Annotated in this window: 17 protein-coding genes; 4 read left to right on the forward strand and 13 right to left on the reverse strand. The window is 58.5% G+C overall.

The window, feature by feature from the left end; all coding sequences use genetic code 11:
- Positions 1 to 250: 250 nt before the first annotated feature.
- Positions 251 to 3,277: a hypothetical protein gene (locus tag PSR62_RS19735; protein WP_274404718.1), complete on the forward strand. Its 3,027-nt coding sequence runs from the start codon at positions 251 to 253 to the stop codon at positions 3,275 to 3,277.
- A gap of 868 nt (positions 3,278 to 4,145) precedes the next feature.
- Here PSR62_RS19735 and PSR62_RS19740 read toward each other — a convergent pair.
- Entirely contained in the window at positions 4,146 to 4,544 is a 399-nt protein-coding gene (locus PSR62_RS19740; RefSeq protein WP_274404719.1) for a hypothetical protein, read from the reverse strand.
- A gap of 154 nt (positions 4,545 to 4,698) precedes the next feature.
- Between PSR62_RS19740 and PSR62_RS19745 the strand changes: the two genes are divergently transcribed.
- Together PSR62_RS19745 and PSR62_RS19750 are read left to right on the forward strand one after the other, a co-directional pair.
- Positions 4,699 to 8,214: a DUF7133 domain-containing protein gene (locus tag PSR62_RS19745; protein ID WP_443217304.1), complete on the forward strand. Its 3,516-nt coding sequence runs from the start codon at positions 4,699 to 4,701 to the stop codon at positions 8,212 to 8,214.
- Between the two features lie 7 nt (positions 8,215 to 8,221).
- A complete protein-coding gene (locus tag PSR62_RS19750) occupies positions 8,222 to 8,644 on the forward strand; it encodes a VOC family protein (RefSeq protein ID WP_274404721.1) in 423 nt (140 codons plus the stop codon).
- A gap of 728 nt (positions 8,645 to 9,372) precedes the next feature.
- On the opposite strand, the gene PSR62_RS19755 is transcribed toward PSR62_RS19750, so the two are convergent.
- Both PSR62_RS19755 and PSR62_RS19760 read right to left on the reverse strand, forming a co-directional pair.
- A complete protein-coding gene (locus PSR62_RS19755) occupies positions 9,373 to 9,756 on the reverse strand; it encodes a hypothetical protein (protein ID WP_274404722.1) in 384 nt (127 codons plus the stop codon).
- Between the two features lie 102 nt (positions 9,757 to 9,858).
- Complete coding sequence (locus tag PSR62_RS19760) at positions 9,859 to 10,254, reverse strand: hypothetical protein (protein ID WP_274404723.1); 396 nt, start codon at positions 10,252 to 10,254, stop codon at positions 9,859 to 9,861.
- 101 nt (positions 10,255 to 10,355) lie between these two features.
- Here PSR62_RS19760 and PSR62_RS19765 point away from each other — a divergent pair, with 101 nt between their 5' ends.
- On the forward strand, positions 10,356 to 11,168 hold the full coding sequence (locus tag PSR62_RS19765) for a 4'-phosphopantetheinyl transferase family protein (protein WP_274404724.1): 813 nt from the start codon (positions 10,356 to 10,358) through the stop codon (positions 11,166 to 11,168).
- Positions 11,169 to 11,624: 456 nt separating this feature from the next.
- Here PSR62_RS19765 and PSR62_RS19770 read toward each other — a convergent pair whose 3' ends face one another.
- From PSR62_RS19770 to PSR62_RS19815, 10 genes are all read right to left on the reverse strand, one after another.
- Positions 11,625 to 12,944, reverse strand: coding sequence for an FAD:protein FMN transferase (locus PSR62_RS19770; RefSeq protein ID WP_274404725.1), 1,320 nt, complete (start codon positions 12,942 to 12,944; stop codon positions 11,625 to 11,627).
- Between the two features lie 447 nt (positions 12,945 to 13,391).
- Entirely contained in the window at positions 13,392 to 14,651 is a 1,260-nt protein-coding gene (nqrF, locus tag PSR62_RS19775; protein ID WP_274404726.1) for an NADH:ubiquinone reductase (Na(+)-transporting) subunit F, read from the reverse strand.
- A 135-nt stretch (positions 14,652 to 14,786) separates the two neighbouring features.
- A complete protein-coding gene (gene nqrE / locus PSR62_RS19780; protein WP_047814837.1) occupies positions 14,787 to 15,428 on the reverse strand; it encodes an NADH:ubiquinone reductase (Na(+)-transporting) subunit E in 642 nt (213 codons plus the stop codon).
- A 3-nt stretch (positions 15,429 to 15,431) separates the two neighbouring features.
- Positions 15,432 to 16,058: an NADH:ubiquinone reductase (Na(+)-transporting) subunit D gene (locus PSR62_RS19785; protein WP_007328967.1), complete on the reverse strand. Its 627-nt coding sequence runs from the start codon at positions 16,056 to 16,058 to the stop codon at positions 15,432 to 15,434.
- Positions 16,059 to 16,061: 3 nt separating this feature from the next.
- Complete coding sequence (locus tag PSR62_RS19790) at positions 16,062 to 16,973, reverse strand: Na(+)-translocating NADH-quinone reductase subunit C (RefSeq protein ID WP_274404727.1); 912 nt, start codon at positions 16,971 to 16,973, stop codon at positions 16,062 to 16,064.
- Positions 16,960 to 18,219, reverse strand: a complete 1,260-nt coding sequence (locus PSR62_RS19795) for an NADH:ubiquinone reductase (Na(+)-transporting) subunit B (protein WP_274404728.1) — start codon at positions 18,217 to 18,219, stop codon at positions 16,960 to 16,962. Before PSR62_RS19795 ends, PSR62_RS19790 begins: the two co-directional genes overlap by 14 nt.
- A 5-nt stretch (positions 18,220 to 18,224) precedes the next feature.
- Complete coding sequence (locus tag PSR62_RS19800; protein WP_274404729.1) at positions 18,225 to 19,595, reverse strand: Na(+)-translocating NADH-quinone reductase subunit A; 1,371 nt, start codon at positions 19,593 to 19,595, stop codon at positions 18,225 to 18,227.
- Between the two features lie 768 nt (positions 19,596 to 20,363).
- Complete coding sequence (locus PSR62_RS19805) at positions 20,364 to 22,205, reverse strand: hypothetical protein (protein WP_274404730.1); 1,842 nt, start codon at positions 22,203 to 22,205, stop codon at positions 20,364 to 20,366.
- Between the two features lie 31 nt (positions 22,206 to 22,236).
- The gene (locus PSR62_RS19810; protein WP_274404731.1) at positions 22,237 to 23,232 is read right to left on the reverse strand and encodes a hypothetical protein; all 996 of its coding nucleotides are present in this window, start codon (positions 23,230 to 23,232) and stop codon (positions 22,237 to 22,239) included.
- 717 nt (positions 23,233 to 23,949) lie between these two features.
- Positions 23,950 to 26,292 carry a serine/threonine-protein kinase gene (locus PSR62_RS19815; protein WP_274404732.1) on the reverse strand — a complete coding sequence of 781 codons (2,343 nt, stop codon included), beginning with the start codon at positions 26,290 to 26,292 and terminating at the stop codon, positions 23,950 to 23,952.
- Positions 26,293 to 26,318 lie beyond the last annotated feature (26 nt).

Genomic DNA, 26,318 nt, shown 5'->3' on the forward strand with positions numbered 1-26,318 from the left:
CCGGCTTCATTTTTTGACCAACCTTAATCCGTCTGCCCCCCATGTACAGGCGAGGACCTGGCCTGCCCCCACCGCTGGGCTGGTCTGACCGGCGACCACCAGCCCCTCCAACTGCGAAAGTTTGGGTCCGCTTTCGTTCCACAGCGGAATTCATCTTGGTTTGGAGTGCCCATTTTAGGCATAAGCGTTTGATCGGCGAAAAACGTCTCGTCGCCGTCCTTCTCAATTGCTCCAATCCATCAGTCATCGAATGCGTCAGGATTCCCGACGATCGCTGTTGTTGTGGCCAATCACAGCGTCCATCGCTGTCATTGCGACCACCACCATGCCATACTTTCTGAACTCGACCGGTTTGCTGGAACCAGGTGGATTGCTTGCCCAATTTGGCAACGGCCCACCCGCCCAGGCAAATTTGGACGTGGCTTCGGATCCCGCGTTCCAATACTTGACGTCCGACCGGAACGGCGAAAAACATTCCAACGACGATCCCTCCGCAAACGCTCCCGACGGATTGGCAGCTTCAAACCGCCACGGATTCGGTACCGCGGAACCGCTCTCGCCTTGGAACCAATCCGACGCCCTGCCTCCACAAACGCACGCAGAAGATGCCCACCGGACCGACCACGGTGCGCGTGGGTTGTCCCTGCCCGAGCGTTTAGCTAGCGATGCCTCCAGCACGCTGCAAGCTCCCGTGATCGATATCGAAACCGAACTCGCTGGCTTTGCAGAAACATTGGAACAGGAACTCTCCTTCGAGCCATTTGCACAATCCGTTCCCGCTTCCCTGTCGCCTGGGTTGGATGACCCGACATCAACCGAACCGACGTCGCTGTCGTTGCCCGCGGAAATGTTCCACACCGATTCGCAACGCTCCGGCTCCGAGTCCGTTTCGCTGATTCCGGAATCTGTCGCGGTGTTGGCCAAACCCAGTGTTCCGGTTGTGGAGCTTCCCGAACTCAACCTGGACCTGCCCCGCTTCGTGCGTCCGCCAGTGGTTTCGCCCACGGACGCGGCCCAAGCAGCCAAGAATCACCACGTGACCGGCTGGCCTCTCGCCAAACAATTGCGTTTGGAATTGTCCGAGCTTTCGTCGCACGCCAATTTGGCGGTGGATGCCAATGAAGAACTGAACGACGTGTTGCTGACTTCCGTCGACATGGAACAAACCGATCTGAAAACGGCTCACGAGGAGATGCTGCGCAGCGGCGACCACCACGGCCTGTCAGCTTCTTCCGAAGAAGCCGTCCATCGTCAAGCGACCTCGATCGTGATGGGACGTTGGGCCGGAGAGGTTGACGAACGATTGAATCGACTTCGCCAGCTCTCTCGCTTGGGCGATCCCGAAGCCGGCACCGTGCTTCGCGAACTGTCCTCCTTGGCGGCCGCCGGTCTGCAACTGGCAGAACGAGCCCCCGCTCGCGACCAACAAGTCCGTTGGCTGCAGGCTTCCCACTCGCTGTCCCGTCGCACAAGCATCTGGGCGTCGATTTGGCAATTGGCGCGCGGCCACGCCGACTCGTTCGATCCCTCCGGGACCCTGCCTCACGAAACACTGACCCTGCACAGCCAAACGCGAACCCATCAGCGTTTTGATGTTCACCAACTGATTCGGGACGTCCGTGAGCAGCTTCCTGAAACGGGAGACCCTCAAGGTTGGACGACGTTCCTGCTGCTCGACAAGATTCAAACGCTGGCATCGTCCGACGACATGGACCAACGCGCCCTCACGGCTCAGCGGTACTTGTCCCGAATCACTTCCAAGCGATTGGCACCGGCACACGAAGACTGGTTGAATCAACCCGCACTTCAGCAACTGACCGAAGCGATGAAGACTTGGAGCGCGATGCCGATCGATTACGTTGCCTTGCTCCAAGACCTCGAACGCGCCGAAGCTGATGCGATTGACTTGGCTGCCGTGAAGGTCACCAACGCGTTTCAGTCATTGCGATTCTCGGATGACACTCACGCGGCACGTGTCGCCAAGGCAATCGACCTGAACTACCGCAATGCCAACGTTCGCACCGCGATCTCCGCGAAACTGATCGAGCGTTTGATCCCCTCGGTCCCCGACCGCACCTCGCCGATCTCAACCCAAATCGCTGGCACACCCGTCCGTGGAACCAGCAACGTCAGCACCGCCATGGACCTGCGATTGAATCCGACACCGGGCCAGTGGAGCATTGACCTGCTGACTCGCGGCGACGTTTCGACCCACAGCCAAGCCGCGAAAAGTGGCGTGACCGTGCATTCCAATGGCTGGGCCAATTTTGATGCCTCCACTCCGATCCGCATTTCAGCGGACGGCCTGACCGTTGGCGGCACGGAAGTCCAAGTCAACGCGAACAATCGTTTGTCGCGAGTGGACTCGAAGGTCAACGAATGGCCATTGATCGGATCCTTGGTTCGCGGCATCGCGGAAAAGAAATACGAAGACACCAAATCGCTGGCCAACCAACGCACCCGGCAACAAATTCGCGAGGAAGTCGTGCAGGGAACCCAATCGGAACTGACGACTCAAACCAGCAAGGCTTCCGAAAAGTGGGACGACCTCGTGCTCGGACCTCTCGGACGCCTGGAACTGGCACCGACGGTGATCGACTTGGAAACCACCTCGGAACGCTTGATCGCTCGCTACCGCTTGGCAGGTGATTGGCAACTGGCCGCTCATACCCCTCGCCCGCGAGCCTGGAACGACAGTTGGTTGAGCTTGCAAATGCATCAATCCGCGATCAACAACACGCTGGAACAAATCCTTCCGCGTGGGGAAGTCAAAACCTTCCAAGAGCTCTACACCGACACGTTTGCCTTGTTCGGCAAAGAAGGCGTGGCGTTGCCCGAAGAAGTCCCTGGCGAAGCCGAGATCGCCTTTTCGCCCACCCGTCCCATGACGATCGAAATCGAAGACGGCAAAATGTGGTTGACGTTGCGAGTCGTTCGGCTGAGCCAACCGGGCAGTCCCAAGCTGACACGGTTCATCGTTCGCGCGGCCTACAAGCCCGAGATCGACGGCTTGAACGCACGACTGGTCCGAGACGGTCACCTCCGAGTCAGTGGTCCAGGCATGTCGATGCGACAACGCCTGCCGATCCGCGCGATCTTCAACAAGGTGTTGGCCGAAGATCGAGTGATCCCCCTGACGACTCCCAAACTCATCGAGCATCCCGCGATGCAGGACCTCGCCGTCAGCCAACTCGAACTTCGCGATGGTTGGCTCGCCTTGGCACTCAGCCCGGTGGAAGCCCCCAGCGTCGCCACCCGGCCGAACTCTCGAAAGTGAGCTCCTAGCTCCTAGCTCCTAGCTCCTAGCTCCTAGCTCCTACCGTTGGCTTTCGTGCAAACGATCGCCCCGGACGGGGCCATCGTGCATAGCTCGGGGTGGAAGCCCCGAGACCCATCACGAAAAAAAATATGGCCGTCCCGGTTGGGGCCGGCATCGGGAATCCCGCGCAAGCCTCGCTGACGCGTCGGGTTTCCATTTCGATGGGCTGGCCGCCCGCTTCTCGTGCTCGGGCTCAGCGAAGCGGTACTCGTCCCCGCAATCGACCTCCGCCCGAAACGAGCTCGCGTCCCGTTCGTCGCCGGTACCGCTGAGCCATCGCCTCAACCGCCCAAGTTTTGCAATTTACAATTTGCAATTTCACTTTTTCAATTTTCCCCTCTCATCGCTCGCCACCTGTCGCCGCTCCGCGGCTTGTCGAGCGAGGAAAGGATCGCCCGAGACCTCGGGTTAAAAACCCGAGGCTGACGGATGTCACCGCTCCGCGGTTGTTCGAGCACTCGGACACACACAACCAGTCGCGGAGCGAAGGAAGCCGAAAGCCTTGGGTTTTCAACCCAAGGTCCATCGACGACCAAAACATCCCCCCAGTCGCGGAGCGACGACAGTTGCCCTCCCCGCCGCGAATGCCCCCGTGGTTCATTACCGACAGGCATGGCCCCCCATCGTACGCGCGATCCCCCTGAGTCCTGAGTCCTGAGTCCTGAGTCCTGAGTCCTGAGTCCTGAGTCCTGAGTCCTGAGTCCTGAGTCCTGAGTCCTGAGTCCTGAGTCCCTGTGGCCCTGTGGCCCTGTGGCCCTGTGGCCCTGAGTCCCTGAGTCCCTGTGTCCCTGTGTCCCTGTGGCCCTGAGCCCCTTCCCCACTTCCCTCAAATCACCTGCAAATAGCAACCAACAAACAACGCCGCATGGGCCAACAAACAGATACCCGCGGCAAAGACTCGCGATGAGAACATGCCCAGGATCGACAGGCCGCATCCCAGCCCCGTGACCAGGATCCCGCCGGCCGGGAACAGCCGCCAGCAGGCCAACGAAAACACCAACACAATCATCGCCGCGAGCACGCTCGCTTGCAGCATGCCCGACTCGGGCACCCACGCCTCTTCCTGGATCATCGGCGTGACCGAGTCGATGACCGGTCGGTCGGAGCCCGATGCAAAGGGATTCCCACGCCGGACCGCGGCCTCGTTCCCCGGACGGGTCTGCTGCGATGCAGCTGGGGGCAGGGATTGATCCGCAGCAGTCGTCGAAGGATTCGGTTCGCTCATCGAGACGGAGACACCGAGTTTGAGACAAGGATGGCAGGCAAATATTCGGTTGGAATGCCAGATGCAGGGCGGTTAATCCTTGTTCATCATTCCAAGCCGCAGTTATTCTATACATACCGCTCGCCGCCGCCCAATGAGGTCTCTTATCTGCACCATGACGCCGTCCACCGATCCTTCGTCCCGCTCGTTTTCTCACTCGCTTCCTCGTTCATGGCGTCATTCGAGACCTGCCTCTCGATTCGTTCGCTGGATGGCTGGCGTCAGTCTCACCCTGGGCACGTTGTCGTTCACCGCCGCCCTGCCTGAATCGATCTTCGTCCACTCGGCCACGGCAGCCGAACCAACCGCCCCATCCGTCTCCACGACCAAACCTCAGCCGTTGCCGCCGCAGATCGCAGAGGCCTCGGACGAAGCCGCCCAAGCCATGGCCGGATTCAAAATCCCCGACGGCTGGACGATCGAACTTTTCGCGGCCGAACCCAACGTCGCGAACATCGTCGCGTTCACTGTTGATTCCCAAGGACGCGTCTACGTCTGCGAGAGCTTCCGACAAAACCGCGGCGTGACCGACAATCGCGGCCACGACGACGAATGGTTGCTGGCCGACCTCGCCGCCGAAACCGTTCAAGACCGAATCGACTACCACAAACGCTTGCTCGGCGAAGCCGCGATCACCTACGCCCAACATGACGATCGGATTCGCCGCTTGGTCGACACCGATGGCGATGGGGTGGCCGACGAAGTCACCGTGGTCGCCGACGGATTCAATGGACTCGAAGAAGGCACCGGTGCTGGGATCTTGGTCCATGGTTCCGACATCTACTACACCTGCATTCCCAAACTCTGGAAGTTAACCGATGCCGATGACGACGGCGTCGCGGAAGACTCCCAGGTGCTGTCCGATGGTTATGGGGTCCGAGTGGCGTTCCGTGGACACGACATGCACGGGTTGATCCGTGGTTACGACGGACGACTGTACTTTTCGATTGGTGACCGCGGCTATCACGTCACCACTCCCGAAGGAAAGCTGCTTTCCAATCCCGCCGTCGGTGCCGTCTTCCGCTGCGAGATGGATGGCAGCAACTTAGAAATCTACTGCAACGGTTTGCGGAACCCGCAGGAGTTGGCCTTCAACGACATCGGCGACTGGTTCACCGTCGACAACAACTCCGACAGTGGCGACAAAGCCCGCTTGGTCCAGCTGCTGGAAGGTGGCGACACTGGTTGGCGGATGCACTACCAATACCTTCCCGATCGTGGCCCCTTCAATCGATTGAAGATCTGGGAACCTCACCACAACGAGCAACCTGCTCACCTGGTGCCCCCGATCATCAACTTCACCGACGGCCCCTCGGGGTTGGCGTTTTACCCGGGCACTGGTTTCGGCGATCAACTCAACAACCAATTCCTGATCTGCGACTTCCGAGGCGGTCCCTCCAACAGCGGCATCCGCTCGTTCTCCGTCGATCCCGACGGTGCCTTTTACAAAATGGGCTCAGACAACCAACCGATCTGGAACATCCTCGCCACTGACCTCGCCTTCACCCCGTCGGGCGACCTGTTGGTCAGCGACTGGGTCGATGGCTGGGATGGAATCGGCAAAGGTCGCTTGTACAAACTCAGCGACCCCGCCCAGCAAGACTCGGACGTGGTCACGGAAGTCCAAGAATTGCTCAGCGGTGACCTGTCCGCTGCTTCAGTCGAAGACTTGGCCCAACAACTGCGGCACATTGACCGCCGCGTGCGATTGAACGCCCAGTGGGAACTCGCCCTTCGCGGGGAACTGAAACCGCTGCTGGAAATCGCCTCCGCCACCGACCTCGACGCTCGCTTCCGCCTGCACGGAATCTGGGGATGCGAACACGCGGTTCGTTTGGACGCCGCCCGACGCGCCGATGTGTTGGCCTCCAACCGCGGCTGGCTCACCGATTCCGATCCGCTTCTCCGCGCCGCTGCCTGTGCGTTGGCGGGCGACCAAAACGATGCCGAATCGATCGCCCAAGTCACCCAACGGCTGACTGACGAATCCCCACGCGTGAAGTACTTCGCAGCGATTTCGCTGTCCGAACTCTTGACCGCTCAAGCCAATGGCGCCGCTCCCAACCAGCAAGCCTTTGGAAGCGTGCTGCAAATTCTCGCCACCAACAACAACGTCGACCCCGCTCTGCGTCACGCCTGCACCTTGTTCCTGCGACGAGTCGCCACGGAAGACATGCTGGCTGGATTGGCATCCCACAACAGCGTCCCGGTTCGCCGCGCCGCCATCGCCGCCCTGCGTGGACAAAGCAGCGAAAAAGTCACCGCGTTTCTGTCCGACGCCAATTCTTTGGTGCTGGCCGAAGCCGCCCTGGCGATTCACGATCACCCCATCCCGGCAGCCACCAACGACCTGGCGCAATTGATTTCCGTCGCCGATCTGCCGCTCACTTCGGAGGCCTTGGTGCGCCGCGTGTTGGCCGCCAACTACCGCATCGGCACAGCCGACTCCGCCGCCGCACTGGCGTCCTTCGCCGCGTCGGGTGAAAAACCAACCTGGGCTCGCATCGAAGCGATTGACATGCTGGCCAACTGGGCCAAACCCGATCCACGCGACCGCGTCACGAACGAATTCCGGCCTTTGGAAAATCGCCCCGAAATCATCGCTCGCGAAGCCCTCGCCAAACACATCGAAGTCCTGATGATCACCGATCAAAAGGTCCGCGAAAAAGCGATCGATGTCGGGTCCAAATTGGGCATCAAAAAGATCGCCCCACAACTGATCGCCCGCACGAAGGACGCCCAGTCACGGCCCGCGTCGCGAGCGTCCGCGCTCACTGCCCTTGCCCGACTCGAACCCGCACAAGCGGTTCAGATCGCCCGAACGATTGACTCGGAGCAACCGACAGCCTTGGTCACCGCCGCTCTGTCAGTGCTGGGCAAACATGACGGCCCCGCATCGGTCGATCGCTTCATCGCCGCCACAGCCACGGAAAGCCAACTCGTTCGCGGACTTGCCTGGGACCTGTTGGCAGACATCGAATCCCCCGAAGCAGTCGAACACATCACGAAAGGCGTCAACGCTTACCTCGAGAACGACCTGCCCGCCGACGTCCAACTGAATGTCGTCGAAGCAGCCACGAAACGCCTGCCCGAAGATTGGAACGCAAAGATCGCGACTCATCGCGAAAAGCTCTCCGAGACCGAACCGCTCGCCAAATGGATGGACTCGCTGCACGGCGGCGACCCTGAAAAGGGCGCCGCGCTGTTCTTTGGCAAAACCGAACTCTCGTGCGTGCGTTGCCACAAAGTCGACCGGACGGGCGGCGAAGTCGGCCCCGCGCTGACCTCCGTCGGAAAGATCCGCGACCGTCGCACCTTGCTGGAAGCGATCGCGCTGCCCGACGCCAAAATCGCGGAAGGCTTCGAGACCGCCATCATCGCCGATGAAGACGGAAAAGTCTTCACGGGGATCGTGGGTGCCGAAACCGACGACGTGATCGACTTGATCGCCGCCGACGGTTCGCGAACACAAATTGAAAAGGATTACATCGTCGCTCGCAAAAAGGGCAAGTCCTCGATGCCGGCTGGACTGACCGAGCAAATGACCGCTCGCGAACTGCGTGACTTGGTCGCGTACTTGGCCAGCCTCCAAGTTGAACCACCTGCCGGCGAAGAAGGCGGCCACGAGTGAGCCTCTCATGAGCGTCGTGACCACACTGAGCTTCGGCGGTCGAACCGAAGAAGCGGTCCAACACTACCAATCGGTGCTCGACGCGCAAGTGTTGATGCTGATGCGGTTCCGTGAATGCCCCGACCCATCGATGGCGAAGCCTGGGTTGGAAGAAAAAATCTTTCACGCGACGATCCGCATCGGGTCCACCGAGTTGATGGCCAGCGACATGGGCTGCGACGATCCCAATTTCGAAATAGCGTTCGCCGGGTTCGCCTTCGCCGTCCGCGACGATTCCATCGAAGACGCCGAACGTCACTTCGCCGGACTGAGTGAACACGGCCGCGTCCTCCTCCCGCTCGCCCCCACCTTCTTCGCAACCCGCTATGGAATCGTCATCGACCGCTTCGGCGTGTCATGGAAGATCACGGTCTCCGGCGACGTCCATTGATCATCTGGGAAAATCGGTTGAATGATGGACCGTTTCCTTCCCTGTTCCCTTGTTCCCAGGCTCTGCCTGGGAACACACTGCCTTGGAGGCTCCGCCTCCCGATTCTGTCTCAGCAGGCAGGGAATGTCGATTGATTCAGGGCAGCATTTGGTAGTGGACGAGGCAACAAGTCCCTTGCCTGGGGAAGGACTCGTCGCCTCGTCCACGACGGTTCAGGTCCTGGGCGAAGGAAGCCTCGAAGAACGTCAGTAATCAAATCGAGGTCCTGCGATGATCCGTCCATTCCTTCATCGCCCCTGCCCGATGGATCCGCCCCGGTCGGTCGACACACAATGTGCAACAACACCGCGACGCCGACGATCACGGCATGAAATGCGGCCAACGATATCAGGCGAAAACTCCCCGCCTGGATCCAATGATTCAGGTAGCCGTGGCCTAAGTCACCAACAAGTCAACCGAACAGATCATCGCGACACCGACGCCGATCAAAATCGTTAGCAGGCAGGTGGCTGGAGTACGCACAACCTCCACTAAGCAGGTACGCATGTGTCATCGGGTATGTGAGCCGTTGGCGTTAGCCACGGTTTTCACGCACAACCGGGGCTAACGCCCAAACGGCTCACATGGTTGTGCGTGGTCATTCCTGCCGACCTGCTTACATCGTGATCTTCAATCATCGACTTTGTTTTAGATGGATGCGTCACGGCTTCGCCTGGCTTTCACCCGGGCTACTTTTCCCAGCGGTACCCCCGAGAAAGCACCTGCCCGTTTCGACCGTACGTTGGCTCCTGCCAGACCTTTCGGTAGCCCGTGCGATTCATCCGATGTTCCACGGACCATTCACTGAATCGCCGCGAACTCTTTCTCAGAGTCTGCACGGACAGCAAAACCACGACGCATGCGATCAAACATCCGGTGGTGTAAATCAGCCCGGGCCTGGATTCCACCTCCAACCGCGTTCCCGACGCCTTGGCGGTCAAACCGAAAAGAATCACGAATGCAGCAAGCGAGAAGTAAAGCACCGTCGCGACCACGGGACGGACCACCGCCAACTCAAACGAGGCCACGACAATCGGCAAAGCGATCAACGTTGCGAGACTTAAGCGAAACAAAGCTGGCCTCCGAAAGCAATGACAGGTACAGGCAACTGCGCCCGCATTGGCACTCGCCCCTTGCACCAGTCTATCGGGTGGCTGCACAAATGTCGTGGCGGCTCATTTGGCCTGCTGACGACGCTCCAGCTCTTGCAGCGTGGCGATGCGTTGATCGGCGTGCCGGATCAAGCTTTGCACGACGGCGATCCGCGTGTCCAAATCACCCGTCAATTCTCGTTGCAAATCAAACATCGCGACTTGCCAACGCTGGGTCTCGGGGGGCGCGTCGCTCAGCGGCAACGCCGTCTTCTTCACCGAATCCAGCCGCCGCTGGGTCTCGCGAGATTCCCCGCGTTGACGGATTGCCTTTTTGCGTCGCGAAATGGTCAAGCGGGCCAAAGCCCATCCCAGCATCAAGAAGCCGGCGACCAACCACAGGGTTCCGCGGTCAAACGAGACCGATTCCAGTGCGCTTTCCGCGAACAAGCAAACCGGGAATGGATGGCTGAGTGTCATGTCTTTCTCATCGAACGTTGACGGCCCAGCCCCACAATCATTCTCCCGATCCCCGTCAGCGTGATTGACGGATGGGCCCAGTTTTGTCGATCATGGCAGCCATGACGAAAACGCCCCCCACCCAAACCCACACAACCGATTCCCCCCAGCCCTCCGCTGCGCCGAATCATTCCACCAAACAGCAGTCCCCGATCCAGCTTTGGTATGCCTCGGCGGCCGCCGACACACCCGGCAAAATCGAAGCGTTTTGCATGCGTTGGCTGGCACAAGAGGAGCACCAATCCGCCGCCAAATTCCGAGTCGCCTCGGCTCGGCACCAGCACGTGATCGGTCGCGGGATGGCCCGATTCCTGATCGCGGACACGCAAACGCCCCCGCATCAGATCCAGTTCCGCAACCTGGACCACGGCAAACCCATCGTCGAAACCCCAGAGCTACTGCGTCGGCCGTTCAACATCGCCCACACAAAAGGGCTGGTGATCTGCGGTCTCGGAGCCGAAGCGGCCGACGAATGGTTGGGCGTCGACATTGAAGGCCTGGACCGAAAAACCGATCCGGGACTGGCTCAGCGTTACTTTGCCCCCGAAGAGATCGAACAGCTCGACCGAGTCAAAAACAGCGACGCGAAGCAAGCCTTGTTCCTCAAGATCTGGACGCTCAAAGAAGCGTTCATCAAAGCCATCGGCACCGGGCTCAACACGCCTCTGGACCAATTCGCATTCGAGAAGGCCGCTTCGAATTCCCCGCGATTGATTCTGAAAGATGAGTCCCTTGCGCAAGGCCGCCACTGGCAGATCCGCAACGTGATCCCACGGCAAGGCTACATCGCCGCCGTCGCGCTCGGAACGAAAGCCAGCAACGTGGTCCCCAAGATCGAACTCGCCGACTTCCGCAAACGCATGCAAGACTGCTAGCTCCTAGCTCGTGCTCGGACCTTCACCCTCCCTCGGAAGGTGCCAGCGCAACCCTGAGTCCCTGCGGTTCTTCCCCCCCCTTCCAAGTGCCGTGCAAGCAACATCTTGCGCCCCCCGCCCGTTGCTAACCGGATTGTTGATTTAGTCAGCCGGAACGCGATAGCGTCCGGTTCGTTTCCGGTAACCGCGGGCTAGCGCTGAACGGCACTTACTTTACAAATTCACCCTCCCCCTGGGAGGGTCGAGCGAAGCGAGGGGAGGGCTACACACCGGGTTTTAGGTTCGCCCTCCCCGGCCCGAAGCGGGCCGACCCTCCCTGAGGGAGGGTGAAGTAAGTGCCATTTGGTTACCAACTGCTTTCTCGGTGAATCCGGCGACGGGTGCGCTGGATGGCCAAAGTCAGTCGGACCGTGAGCAACTATCAACAGGGCTCTTCAATGGCCGGGCACCAAGGCCTTACTTCTCGGCCATTTTGTCTCGGAGCTCTTGGCAGGCTTCTGAGGGCGTGCTGCACATCGTGCAGCGAGACACGCCGTCCTCGTCGATCTTGGCGTTCAATCCACCACACGATCCGCTGATCGCTTGACGTCCGAAAATGACTCCGACGGCCATCGCGAGCAACACCGCGCCAAACGTCAACCCGGTCATCAACAACACGGGCGCCATTCGCTGAGCAAACGACTTTTCTTCGGCTTCGTCGGTCGGCGTCACGGCGATCTCGTTGCCCACTGTGGGTTCCGAAACGTCGACGTCGGCGTACTGCGTTAACTCGCCCGTGCCACTGGAAACCAACCCGTCATTGAATCGCTGGACGACCAACACGCTGAGATCATTCTCGCGTGCCAATCGCATCGCGTCTTCAGCCCCGACCACGTTCAACGCTGTTGCCCAGCCATCGGCGAGCATGCAGGTGTCGGTGATCACACTGACCGACGCCACCCCATTGGTGACCGGGCGGCCGGTGCGTGGATCGATCGTGTGCGAATAACGCTGGTCATCGACTTCGAAGAAGTTGCGGTAGTCACCCGAGGTTGCCATCGCGGCATCGCGAATCTTGTGAGCGACCAACAACTCTTGCCCACCAGTGTCAGGTCGCTGAATCCCAACCTTCCATGAATCGCCGGACTTATCACCCGCCACGCGGACCTCGCCACCGACTTCCACGAACACATTCTCCGCCCCACGCCCTGCCAACAACTCGACAATTCGGTCCACGCCGTGGCCCTTGGCAATCGAAGACAGATCGACTTGCAGTTCCGCGATGTCCTTTTTCAGAGCCGGTGGATCGAGGCGTGACTGCAAGTGTTGGTAACCGATGTTCTGCTTCAGCTCCCCCAACTCCGCTTGGCTGGGGACATCGTTTTTGCGTTCGCCAGCACCAAAGCTCCAGCGATCGACCAACGGTCCCACGGTCACATCAAACGCACCGTCCGTTTTCTCTGACAGTTCCAATGCCGCGGCAACCACTTCCGCGGTTTCAGCACTGACGTCGAACCAGTCCATTGATTCCGACGCGTTGAACTGGCTCAACTCCGACGACTTCAGGTACGTCGACATTTGATCGTTGACCGACCGCAACTCACGTTCGATCGCCGTCGCGGTCTCCGCATCCCAATCGGGTGTTTCCGGCGGCGAATGGACTTTGACCATGTAGGTCGTCCCCATCGTCGCCCCGCGAAACGTCAGTGGATCCGCAGCACCAACCGGGGAGAACCAACACGACGTCGCCAGGAACCAACAACCTAAGAACGCGACGACGCTGGAATGTTTTCTCATCGAAAGATTCGCATGTGTTCGAGTGCTGAGAGCGAACGAGCCCACCTCATCCGCGAGCGGTGGCGTTCCATCCCTCAATCATGCAGCTTGTCGTTGCGTCACTTCACTGAGGGCCGATGGCCTTCTTCGATCTTGCATTACGACGCCGACCATGTCTTGGATCGATGCATCGCGATCATCGTCTAGACGCCTGTGGATTTGGTCAGCCGGAACGCGATCGCGTCCGGTTCGCCTCCGGTAACCGTGGGCGAGCGCCCGTCGGCTGATCGTTCAATCTTTGGAACGTATTGAATCAACAGTCTGCTAGCCGCTCGACGATCACCGCCCCGTTCGGTTGTGGTGGAATCGAGGCGAAAGTCTCCGTCATTCAACAGCCCGCCACGTTTCGCATCAACGACTCAGCAATCCTGAGTCCTAGAAGCTAAAAGCAAAACCTAGCTCCGCTGATCAGCCACCGAAGTCATCGTAGGCAATGTTTTCGGGTTCAACACCCAAGTCATCCAGCATGCGGAACACAGCGGCGTTCATCATGGGTGGACCACAGATGTAGTACTCGATGTCTTCCGGTGCCGGGTGGTTGCGGAGGTAATTGTCCAGCAAGACCTGGTGAATGAAGCCGACGTACCCGTCCCAGTTGTCTTCCGGTTGAGGCTCCGACAATGCGATGTTGAACTGGAAGTTCGGGAAGTCCTTTTCGATCTCACGGAACTGATCGATGTAGAACAGCTCACGAAGGCTTCGACCGCCGTACCAGTAGCTGACCTTGCGGTCCGTTTTCTGGCGTTTGAACAACTCAAAGATGTGACTTCGCAGAGGTGCCATCCCGGCACCACCCCCGATGTAAACCATTTCGGCGTCGCTGTCCTTGATGAAGAATTCACCGTAAGGACCGCTGATCGTGGCTTTGTCGCCTGGTTTGAGCGAGAAGATGTAACTGCTCATCTTCCCAGGCGGTGTTCCCTCAGGAGCACGTGGTGGTGGCGACGCGACCCGGATGTTGAGCATGATGATGCCCTTCTCGCCGGGGTAGTTGGCCATCGAATAAGCACGGATGACCGGCTCTTCGACCTTCGACACGTACCGCCAAATGTTGTACTGGTCCCAGTCGGGGTGATACTCTTCGTCGATGTCGAAATCTTTGTAGTGGATTTCGTGGGGTGGGCATTCGATTTGGATGTAACCACCCGCCCGGAAATCGACCTCGGCCCCTTCGGGAAGCTGCAGGACGAATTCCTTGATGAAGGTCGCAACGTTGTCGTTGCTCTTGACCGTGCATTCCCATTTCTGGGTGTCGAACGCTTCCGGTGGAACTTCCACAACCATGTCGGTCTTCACAGCGACTTGGCAGGACAATCGTTCGCCCTCGGCGGCTTCTTTCTTGTTGATGTGGCCGGTTTCGGTCGCCAACAAGTCGCCACCGCCCTCGGTGACTTTGACTTTGCACTGGGCACAGGTCCCACCGCCACCGCAGGCACTGCTGACGAAGATGCCCGCGTCTGCGAGAGCACCGAGCAGCTTTCCGCCGGCCGGGACGGAAATTTCTTTTTGGCCGTTGATCATGATTTTGACCGGGCCGGATGCAACCAATTGGCTTTTGGCGGCCAAAATCAGCAGCACCAATGCGATCACCACAACGGTGAACATGACGACGCCGAGAATGACGACCGTGCTGGCGGAGGCCGCTATCATCAGAGGAAGGGAAAGCATTTTAAATCAAAAGTTGAGGGGTGCACGCGAGGCAAATCAGCCTGACAGTCAAAACTCACGTCAGCCCCGGAGGCTGACAAACTCACTGCTGCCAGCCATCTGACTGACGCACGTCGTTGCGACGGTTCGTTTTCGTTACAGCTGAATGCCGCTGAAGGACATGAATGCCAATGACATCAAACCAACCGTGATAAACGTGATTCCCAAACCGCGAAGCGGTGGAGGAACGTCGCTGTACTTCAATTTTTCGCGAATTCCGGCCAGAGCCATGATCGCCAAAGCCCAACCAACGCCACAGCCGAAGCCGAAGACGACGGATTCGCCAAACGCGTACTCACGCTGCTCCATGAACAACGACGCACCCAAGATGGCGCAGTTCACGGTGATCAGAGGAAGGAAAATCCCCAGGGCGTTGTAAAGGCTGGGCATGAATCGATCGAGGAACATTTCCAAGATCTGAACCATGGCGGCGATCACGCCGATGTAGCTGATGAACCCGAGGAAGGTCAGGTCGACCTCCGCGAAGTTGTAAGTGTCCGTGCTGATCAGATAGTCGTTGACCCAGGTCAACGCACCTTTCTTCAGCAACAGGCTGTAGATCAATTGGTTGGCAGGCACGGTGATGGTCTCGATCGCGATGACCGCGATCCCCAAGCCGATTGCCGTTTTGACGTTTTTACTGACTGCCAAGAACGTGCACATTCCCAAAAAGAATGCGAGTGCCAGGTTCTCGACGAAGACAGCCTTCAAAAAGATGCTGAGGTATTGTTCGACCATGACTTAGGCCTCTTCGATTTGTTCGGGTTTGTTCAAACGGATCACCCAAATCATGAACCCAATGATGAAGAACGCACTGGGCGGCAACAGCATCAAGTTGTTCGGGTTGTACCAGCCGCCGTTGCGGTCCAGTTGAAAGAGTTCAAAGCCCAACAGCGACCCGCTGCCGAACAATTCGCGGAAAAACGCGACGACGATCAGGACCAATCCGTAGCCCAGCCCGTTGCCAATTCCGTCCAAGAAACTGATCCAAACGCCATTCTTCATGGCGAAGCCTTCCGCACGTCCCATGACGATGCAGTTGGTGATGATCAGCCCCACGAAGACCGAAAGTTGTTTGCTGATTTCGTACATGTACGCCTTCAGCACTTGGTCGACGACAATCACCAGCGATGCGATCACGGTCATCTGAACGATGATCCGAATGCTGCCGGGAATGTAGTGACGAATGGACGACACCGCCGCGTTCGAACACCCGGTCACCGCGATCACAGCGAGAGCCATGACGATCGAAACCTGGATGCTGGTCGTCACAGCCAGAGCACTACAAATGCCCAGGATCTGCAACGCGATTGGGTTGTTGTCGATGACGGGTCCAAACAGGACCTTGCCGACTTTGGGGGCAGCCATGGTTTACTCTCCCACCGGTTCTTTGGGACCGACGTTGTCGATGTCGTATTGTTCGACACCGCTTTCGACGGAGGATTCAGGTTGATCGGCTTCCGCGGATGCGTCACCGGTAAGTCGTTGCTTCAGTTTGCCCAGGAACGGACCGTATCCGTTGGGACCGGCCCAGTAACGCACCAGGTTGGTCACACCACGACAAGTGATCGTGGCACCGGACAATCCATCGACGGCAAAGTCATCACCATCGGGGGCAGGTCCCTTCGCAACACGAGCGGCGGGCGTGCCGTCGGTGTCATAAAGTTTGTTGCCGACCCACTGGGCTTTCCACTTGGTGTTGTCCACTTCGCCACCCAAACCGGGTGTTTCAGCGTGCTCGTAGAAAGTCAAACCAGCGATCGTTTCGAGATCGTTCTTCAACGCCATGTAGCCGTACAGCGTTGACCAAAGGCCTTTGCCGTAAACCGGCAGCACGACCATTTCGATCTTCTCGCTGCCAGGCTTCTTCACGTAGTAAACGCGAGCGACCTTTTCACGACGAGGAACGCCGATGTCGAATTGCGGGTCCGTGATCTCGATGCTCTCGGAATCTTTCTTCGCAGCTTCGCGAGGGTCGTATTTCTCGGCTTTTTCACCTTCGAGATCGGTGTCAATGTCACCCGTTTCCAGGTCCACCAATTCGGGACTGACCCAGGCCCAAAGCTTTTCAATTTGCTCTTTGTCCAGCTCGGCGGCTGGTTTTCCAAATTCGCCCAAAGACAAACCAGCCGCATCCAAGATGTTGCGTTGGCGGTCAAGGACTTTGTTCTCTTCTTGTAGCGGTCGCAGTGCCACCGCGGCGGCACTGACGGCGAACGAACAGACCACGCATAGAATCGTCGCGGTCACGATCGTTTTCAAAGTGGAATCAGGCTGTGACATAGCGTGCGGCCCTCCGGCGGATGTTGAGTTGGACGACGCCCCAATCGATCAACGGTGCGAACACGTTGCCGAACAAGATCGCCAGCATGATGCCTTCTGGGAAAGCAGGGTTGATGACGCGAATCAGCACGGTCATGAACCCAATCAGGATCCCGTAAACCCACTTGCCGGTTTCTGTCATCGAGGCACTGACCGGGTCGGTCGCCATGAACACCAAACCAAAGGCGAGGCCGCCGATGACGAGGTGCCAATAAAACGGCACAGCGAACATGGCATTTGTTTCACTGCCAGCAAAGTTCAGCAACAACGCGGTCGCGGTCACACCAGCGATCACGCCAGCCATGATTTTCCACGATCCGATGCCCGTCGCGATCAGAATCAAAGCACCGACCAAACACAGCAGGGCACTGGTTTCGCCGACGCAGCCTTGGATGGTTCCGATGAACGCACTCATCCAAGTGATCGGCTCTTCGGTGCCCCAGACGTACTGGACGGCACTCAGCGACCCGACAGCGTCTTCGCTGGCGTTGGCCATTTGCCCCAGAGCGGTTGCACCGGAGAAGCCATCGACTGCGGTCCAGACTTTGTCGCCGCTGATTTGACCAGCGTAAGCGAAGTACAGGAACGCTCGCGAAGTCAGAGCGACGTTGAGGAAGTTGCGTCCCGTGCCGCCAAAGACTTCTTTGGCGACAATCACCCCGAACGCGATCCCCACGGCGACCTGCCAGAGCGGGATTGAGGCGGGCAGGGTGAGTGGAAAGAGCAATCCGGTGACCAGGAACCCTTCGTTGATCTCGTGCCCACGAAGGACACTGAAGACCAATTCGACATGCCCACCCACGAACATACAAACCGCGTAAATGGGGATGAAGAAGATCGCCCCATAAATGAAGTTGTCGACGTGGTCGGTGGGGTCGTGCCCGAGCCCGATGGCGGTGTGAACGGTGTGGTGCCAGTCATAATCGACTGCCACATTCGCGTCGGTCATCTTTTGGATGGCCGAGTTGGCTTGATACCCTGTGTTCCACATGCCGAACAACGTGACCGGAATCAACGCGAAGACGACCGTGATCATCATGCGTTTCAGGTCAATGTTGTCGCGCACGTGCGTGCGTCCGTGAGCCGTCTCGCCTGGCGTGAACAAGAACGTGTCGAGAGCTTCGTACATCGGGTACGCTTTCTCGAGCAGTCCGCCTTTGGCAAAGAACGGGTGGACGCTGTCAAATGCGTCACGTAATGCTTTCATATTCCTTAACCTTCACGCTCAATGGTTGTCAGGTTTTCTCGGATCAAGGATCCATATTCGTATTTACCGGGGCACACGAACGTGCACAGGGCCAAATCTTCTTCTTCCAGCTCCAGCACGCCGAGCTGCTGAGCCGAATCGGTGTCGCGAACGATCAACGCTCGCAACAATTGTGTTGCCAAGATGTCCATCGGCATCACCTTTTCGTAGGTGCCCAATGGAACCATCGCTCGCTCACTGCCGCCGGTGGAGGACGTGAAGTCGAATTTACGGTCTGGGGTCAATGCCGAAGCGAACACGCGGGTGACCGAAAACTTGTCAAAGCCTGGTTTCTGCCAGCCCATGAATTCGCGGTGGTCACCCTCTTCAATCACTGACACTTGATTGTCGTAGCGTCCCAGGAACTGATGCGGTGCCGCAGCGACGTGCCCGTTGAGCACCGAACCCGAGATGACTCGCAGTTTGACCGAGGTGTCGACTTCGCCCTCGATCAATTCGTCGATGCAAGCGCCCAAGCGGGTTTCGATCAAACGTGGTTGGTTCACTTTCGGGCCTGCCAACGAGATCACTCGGCGAGTGTCCAGTTGACCGGTCTGCAGGAATGAACCGATCGCGATCACGTCTTGGTAACCGATGTACCAAACCGTTTTGTTGAGGCTGACGGGATCCAAGTAATGAATGTGTGTTCCCGCCAAACCGGCAGGGTGGGGTCCCGAGAACGCCGAGGCTTGAACTCCGGCGACGTCGCCGCCAGGAATCGATGCCTTTTCGGCTTGGCAAAGATGCACAGGACCGTCGGTCAATCGCGTCAACGCTTGCAACCCGATCACGAACTGGTCCTTGCGATCTGCCAACACCACGGCGGGGTCTGCCGCCAAGGGATTGGTATCCGTCGCGGTGACGAAGATCGAATGGGGTGCCGAATCAATCGCGGGCACCTTGCCGAACGGGCGAGTGCGAAGCGATGACCACAGCCCGATTTGGACCAAGCCACCAACCAGCTTTTCGCGAGCAATCGAGACGGGGTCCGAGCCTGCGATGCCTTCGATCGTGGTCGATTCGGTCGAATCCAAATCGACGTCGATGACAATCGCTTCAAACTTTCGTTTCGCGCCGCGAACCACATCGGCCACGGTGCCCGAGGCGGGGGCGGTGTAGATCACGCCCGGTGTTTTCTTGTCTTCGAATACTGGTTGGCCCAACACAACCCGGTCGCCGGGGGCCACCAACATTGTCGGCTTCATTCCGATGTAATCATCGCCCAACAAAGCCACTTGACGGATCGCCGGACCGGCTTCCATGTGCTGTTCGGGGCATCCCGTGATGGGCAGATCGAGCCCCTTCTTGATCCGGGTCACGCTTTGAGTCATTGCCATGAATGGGCACTTTGTGAAATTTGTAACAAAGTCGGTTCGAGCCAAAGCCCGCGTTGTTTCTCCGAAAGAAAGCGATGGAAAAAAATGTCGCGGGCCAAGCAGGCGGACACTATTGCATAGCGTTAGAAGATTGACAACGGCAGATGGTTGTCGTTCCGACCTGGATATTGGTCTCGTTCTTCAACGAGGACCAACCATGCAAATGAAGCCGAATCTGCGGGTGAAACCGATCGCGGAATGGCTCCGTTCCCAACCGTCGCCCAAGGCGAATCTGCACGCCACTGGACGTACCCGAGTAGAACAATTGTCTGAATTGTTCCGTCGGGCCAGGCGTCAACTCCAAGACGGCCCCTCACCCAACCTCGCCCGCGATCGCGCCAAGCTGCTCGATGATTCCACGCCGACACGCAAACAGTTGAGGACAACTGTTCGACTCTGACTCAGTGGAGAACAATTGTCTGAATTGTTCCGTCGGGCCAGCCGCCAACTCCATGACGGCCCCTCACCCAACCTCGCCCGCGATCGCGCCAGGCTGCTCGATGATTCCACGCCGACACGCAAACAGTTGAGGACAACTGTTCGACTCTGACTCAGTGAAGAACAATCGTCTGAATTGTCCCGTCGGGCCAGGCGTCAACTCCAAGACGGTCCCTCGACCAACCTCGCCCGCGATCGCGCCAGGCTGCTCGATGATTCCACGCCGACACGCGAACAGCTGGGGACAACTGTTCGACTCTGCTTCGCAAGCGTCCTTCTAAGAACGAACGCTCAGTCGAGCTGCACGGTGACAGGCTCACTGCCGACCTTCGCGTTTTTCACGACGATGTTTTCCGGCGAGTCCTTGCCAGCTTTGACGTGGAACGCCTTGCCTTTGGGAGCTTCCGGTTGAAACGACTTGCCCGCCACACGGACAGTGTACAGCACTTCATTTGTGCTGGCGTCGACCAACTGGACCACCGGATTTCCCACGTCAAACGTGATCTCGCCAAGCTTGCCCCACGATGGTGGGTTGTAGTTGTCAAACTGCGAAATCGTCCGCGGCCAACCGGGATATTGCTTGGCCGACGGATCGGTCACGTCCACGTTTCGCGGCCAGCACTCCATCGTGATGTCCCGGGTCTTCGTGTTGAACCGCACGATGCCGAAACCAGCCGCTCGCGTGTTCAGCAAATTGCCAGCGGGCTTCTTTTCTGGATTGGCGGCGGCGTAGTTGGTGACTTTGTTGGCGAAACCATCCAGTGAATCGCCGGTGTATTCCGGGGCACCAGGCTCACGGTTTTCGCCCGGTTCGGTCGGTTCCCACCAACGCAGATACAAGTTGGCAATCGAAGGCACACAGAACGACCAAATCGAATCGCGGTACTCATCGATGCCGTGATGAAAGATGGTTGCCAAGTGTTGGTCACCGGCAAAGTGAAACGCGAACGCCCGGCGAAGTTCAGCCAGAGCCCGATTGCGTCCTGCTTGAGGCCAACCGTTGGAGTCCATGTCGGCGTGCAAACGACCGTTGGCGGCACCGTGAATGTGCGCCCCACCGCAGAAAATGGTTTGTGACAAAGCGACCTTCATGTCCGCGTCGGTCCAATCCTTGGCCCAATTTTCAATGAAGTCCAATTGTCGCTCGCCCATCAAGATCGCGCCTTCCACATCAACGCTGGCCGGGTCGTAGTCCGGGTTGCGGATGTGGTCGGGACGAGGCCCCTGCTTTGGCACGCGTCCGGCGGGTCCGGTTTTGAATTTGCGATCTTCGAGAATCGCGAAATCAATGTTTCCCCAATTGAGATTGGTGAAGTACACGCCGATGCCTTGGCCGACTTTGTGCGGGTCAACGGGATCGGGCAGGTGACTGGTCTGAGCCCGTTCAACTTCTTGGACGTAGACGCCGGGTTGCAAGTAACCTCCGTCGGCCGCGCCGGGAAGAGTCGCGATCTTTCCGCTTTCGCCCCACAGATTGGGCTGGCCGACATCGTGGTCATCGGGCAAGCACACCGTGGGACGGTCTTTGATGATGTCGCCAAAATCGCGACCGAATTTCAGCCAAGCGGCGTAATGGCGATTGTGGTCGTAAACTTGGTCACCGGAAAAGAACAACACGTCGGCGTCGACTTGGTTGACGTTGTCGATCAAGTCCTGACGCGAAATGTCACCCCCGTGAGCGGGGTGGATCGAGTTCCCGGTGAAGCCCGCGACGACGATTTCCTCTTTGTCGACCGGGTTCCGCCGAACCGTGCCTTCGTAGAACGCTTCCGTGCCGTGCGCGACGCGGTACTTGTGGTTTTGGGTGTCGTCCCAGTTTTCCACGCGGAAGGGCGCGGTCCAACCGGCTTCGATCACGTTCGCCTTGGCAACCTCGGTCCACTGACCATCCTTTTCAATTTCCAAGCGGACGACCTTGGGATCGCTGGCGTCGAGCGGGTACAGCTGCGCCGTCAACTTCAACGTTTTGTCATGAACCGTGTAAAGCGCAAAACAGATGACGTCCTTTTTCGCGACGTCAGGAATGCTCAGGTCCACTCTTCGTCGAGCCCGGTTTCCCCCTTGCGCAAAAACAGAATCGGCGGTGATCAGCAGTGCCAAGCAACAAAGTGCCAGACGGTTCAATAATTTCATGACGTTTCCTAAAGGGGCAACAAGTTGTTTTTCATGAGGTGGGTTCGACGGCCATCGACGTGTCTTTGACAGACGGTGCCGCGGCCGGTTTGTCAGCGGCGGGCGAAACCGAAGCTTGCCGATGCCACAGAACAACCAAGTACAGAGGAATCAGAAAATGAGGCGCACGCAACACGGCTTCGTGCAGGAATTGGTCTGCCCCCCAATAGTTTAGACTCATCGACATCCCAGCGACGGGTCGAGCCGCGGAGGTGAGGAACCCCCAGAGGGTGGCGTAACCAGCCGCCCAGCGACGCAGCGGGGGCACAAAAAGGACCACACAGACGGCGAAATCCAACACACCGAAGGTTCGCAACAACACGTTGGCGGTTTCGTACTCGACTCCCAACGAAACCGAAATCATGCCGTAAAAGAACGGTGGAGTCGGCCACCAGCCAATCGCGTAGCAGCCGTGCCCAGCAAACGTGGCGACCAACGCGAGCATCGCGGTGACCACGGTGACCCGGTGGCGGGCACCGAATTTCAAGGCCAACACCAACAGAATCGGTGCCAGCATCTGACCGCCATGTTCCAGAAACATTGGAAACTGACGTTGGGCACCCACGTATTTTGCGTAGCTCAGCACGGCCAGCAACCCGCCACCGCCGATCAATGCGGCCATTTGAAACGTGGACCTCCGCCGGACGGTCAGCGTGAGCACGGCGCATCCGAGGTACAACCAAGTGATCCGAGAGAGCCAGACCTGCAGCCAACCGTCGTCGGCTCCCGTCCCCACGAACTCATCCCAACTGACTCCCAACCATTCGGCGAAGCTGTAGGTCGCGTCCTGCCAGAGCAGCACGCCGTAGGGACCTTCCCAGTAGTAATGCCCCCACGTCCAACCGGCAAAACACAAAAACGCAGCGACGCGGAGGATCGTCACCAGCCCGCGATCCTGCGAGACTTCTTCCGCGGAGGCGTCACAGGACCGCTCCAGATCGGAACCACGACTCGCTTTGGTGGCAGTTTCGGAGGGACTGGTTTTCATCGGCAAGGCGTCAAAGGCAACGATTCAGTGCAAGCCAAACGGGCTTTTGAATGGGGCACCATTGTAACCTGCCAACGCCGTGGCGTGGCGACATCCGGAAAGAGGCGTGGCATCCCAGACCTCACGCCCCGTACGATGGACTTCCAAGTCCGTCGACCCACCAGTGCAGAAAAATTGTCTCCATTGTTCCGCCGGGCCAACGACCAAAGACGAGCGGTTTGTTGATTCACTCGAGTTCACAACCCGACGCGTCAGTTTTGAAGTTGCGTTTTTTCGTTGAATGGCCAACGGCCTCGTTCAACATAGCCAGTGGGCAACGCCCCTGGGCCAGAAGAACACGGCCCCATTTTGGCCAACGGCCAAATTCAATCCCAAACGTGTGAGCTGATGTTGGCCGTTGGCCAACTCATTTCCCTCTGTTCTCGATTCCTGGGGCGATGCCCCAGGCTACGATGATGAAGGCCTTTGGCCAACAGAACCGAATGCAAAAGCGCAACTTCAAAACGCGTCAGCGAGGGACCCACAGGCTCGTTGCAATGGCACGCGGTCCCTCGCTGACGCGTCGGGTTAGGATGCAAGCGACAGGCCACTCGGCATCCCCGTCGCCAAACTCTCCCGCGATCGCGTCATGCGCCTCGACAGTTCCACGCCAACACGCGAACAGTTGGGGACAACTGTTCTACTCTGGCTCCGCGTCACATTTCTTTGCCACGTCCCCTACCCCAACGTCATCGTCTCGATCCGTTCTTGTTGCGGTGCAGGCGACTCGTCTTCTTTGGCGGCACGCCGTTCGTCTTGCGTGCTCACTCGACGAACGACCCACCACAGAAACAATGTCATGCCCAAGATCGATGCGATCGCAAACGCTCCTTCGAACAACAATGACCGGCGCAGCTCGGACACCGGCCCCAGCACTTCGGACAACCGATACTGAACCAGCACCAGCAAATCGGTTTGCCCCTCTGAACCAGGCAGCGGACGCTCGTCCATGTCTCGCGGTTGCTCGGGTTCGCGAGTCACATCCACGGGCGGTGCAGCATGGGTCGGTCGAGGCAAAGTGACCGGCTCCATCGCGGCGATCCATTCGCCCCCGAACCCGTTGCCCACCGAGGCTTTCGCCATCGGATCCCGATAGTCGACATCCCCGCCTTCGAGCAACCGATCCATCGTCGCGCCGTCGACCTGGTAACTCTTGTCCGAAAACGACAGCCGCTTTTCTCGCAGTTGATCCATCAAGGGGTGCTGCAACACCGTCCCACGAAGATCACCTTCGCGGGCTTCCACCAGCACGGCTACCTGGCTGGGGTTGGCAGCATCCGCTTTGTCGCCAGAACCTGACCGCTGCAACAGTTGAAAGTCACCCAAATTGATCGTTGCCACGAACACTGCGTCCGGATCTCGGTCCGGTGTCTCGCGACGACCGCTGACCACCACGCTCCCGTCCTCCAACCAGAGCGGAGTGCTGATCGCAACCTTCCACATTTTCGTCGCGGTGCTCTGAAACGCCGAGCTCAAATGTGCGTGACGAAGCGGCTGAACGGACTCCATTGGGATCGTTGACGGATAATCGTCTTTGCGCCCGGTGTAGTAAGTTCGGTAGGCAAAGTTTCGCCCCACACTGTTCTGCTCTCTCGGAACCGATTTGCCATACACAATCGTCATGATCGTTCCGGCACGATCGGTCACAAACATCGTCGCCAATCGCTGACGAGGCTTGCCTGGCTCGGAGGGCTGGCGGTACTGAGCCAATCGCTCGGACAAGTACTCATCCAAACGCAGCTGAGCGGGATGTTCCAACAAGATATCCCGTGCTGCGAGAGCATCTTCCCGGACCAGTGCGTCGACGGGACTGGACGAAGACGCAATCCGTTCCAACACCGGCTTGGAAGTTTCTCCTTCGATCAAGTCCGCCAACAAGACTTCAAACGTTTCTCGCTGAGCCTCCTCGTGCACCAGATCAAAGTAACGTTGGATTTCGGTTTCCAACGTCTGGGCTGCCAATCGAGCGGCGAATTGGTTGCTCCCAAACGCTTCGGTGCGCAGCTCCTTCGTCGCGGTTCGGGTTGCCAAATCAATGCTGCGTGCCCCAAAGAAACAAGTCGCCATGATCAGCAACAAGGGCCCCACAATCCCCAGCAACATCAACGGCCGCCGCGAACGTGCCTTATCGCGGTGATGCAGGTCATCCAGAATCTGTTGAACATTGCTGTACCGAGATTCCGGCTCGACGTCCAAGCATTGCTGCAAGATTTTTTTCAACGAACGGTCGATGTCCCGCCGCGAAAGCTGCTCCGCCGCAGGTGGCGCCAATGCAATCGCCTCGCGATAGCGAGCCAGACGCCCCGGCAAAGACCCCGCCGTATCCAACTGAGACAACAAGGCTTGGTCCCGGTGCGGCGCAGTCCCTGCCAACATCCGATACAAGATCGCTCCCGCCGCGTACACATCCCATCGCGCATCCGGTGACGATTGAAAATCCGCTTGTTCGGGCGCCATGTAAAACAGCGTTCCCATGGCGGGTGTTTGGTCGTGCGACATCCGGCTTTGACCAAAGTCAGCCAAACGCGGTTCGTTGTCAGCAGCCAACAAAATGTTGGCGGGCTTGATGTCGCAGTGCAGCACACCTTTGCCGTGGCAATGATTCAGCCCGATCAAAATCTTGCGAAACAAATCGACCGACTCCGCGACGGGCAATCGCCCTCGCCGGACCAACATGTCCTCCAGCGAACCACCTTCGATCAATTCCATCACGTAGTACGGCGGGTCCGCATCCCAGCCGACTTCCAGGACCTGCACGACGTGTCGATCAGCTGACAATTGCACCAAGTTCTTGACTTCACGCGACAGCAGCGACCAATTCACACCGCCGCGGTGCAAGTAAAACTTGACCGCAACGCCGCGACCGGTGTTGATGTCACGCCCCACCCAAACTTGTCCAAAAGCCCCCGACCCCAGAAAACGCTGCAGACGCACACCGGGAACTTCCGCCGGTGGCATCGTCGCCCCCATCGACAACCGACGCGCAGCAGCCTGCCCACCGATCGTTTGCGACTCCGTCATCGGCTCCCGAGCGGCTTCGGAGCCGC

It is taken from the genome of Rhodopirellula sp. P2, from assembly GCF_028768465.1.
Taxonomy (GTDB): domain Bacteria; phylum Planctomycetota; class Planctomycetia; order Pirellulales; family Pirellulaceae; genus Rhodopirellula.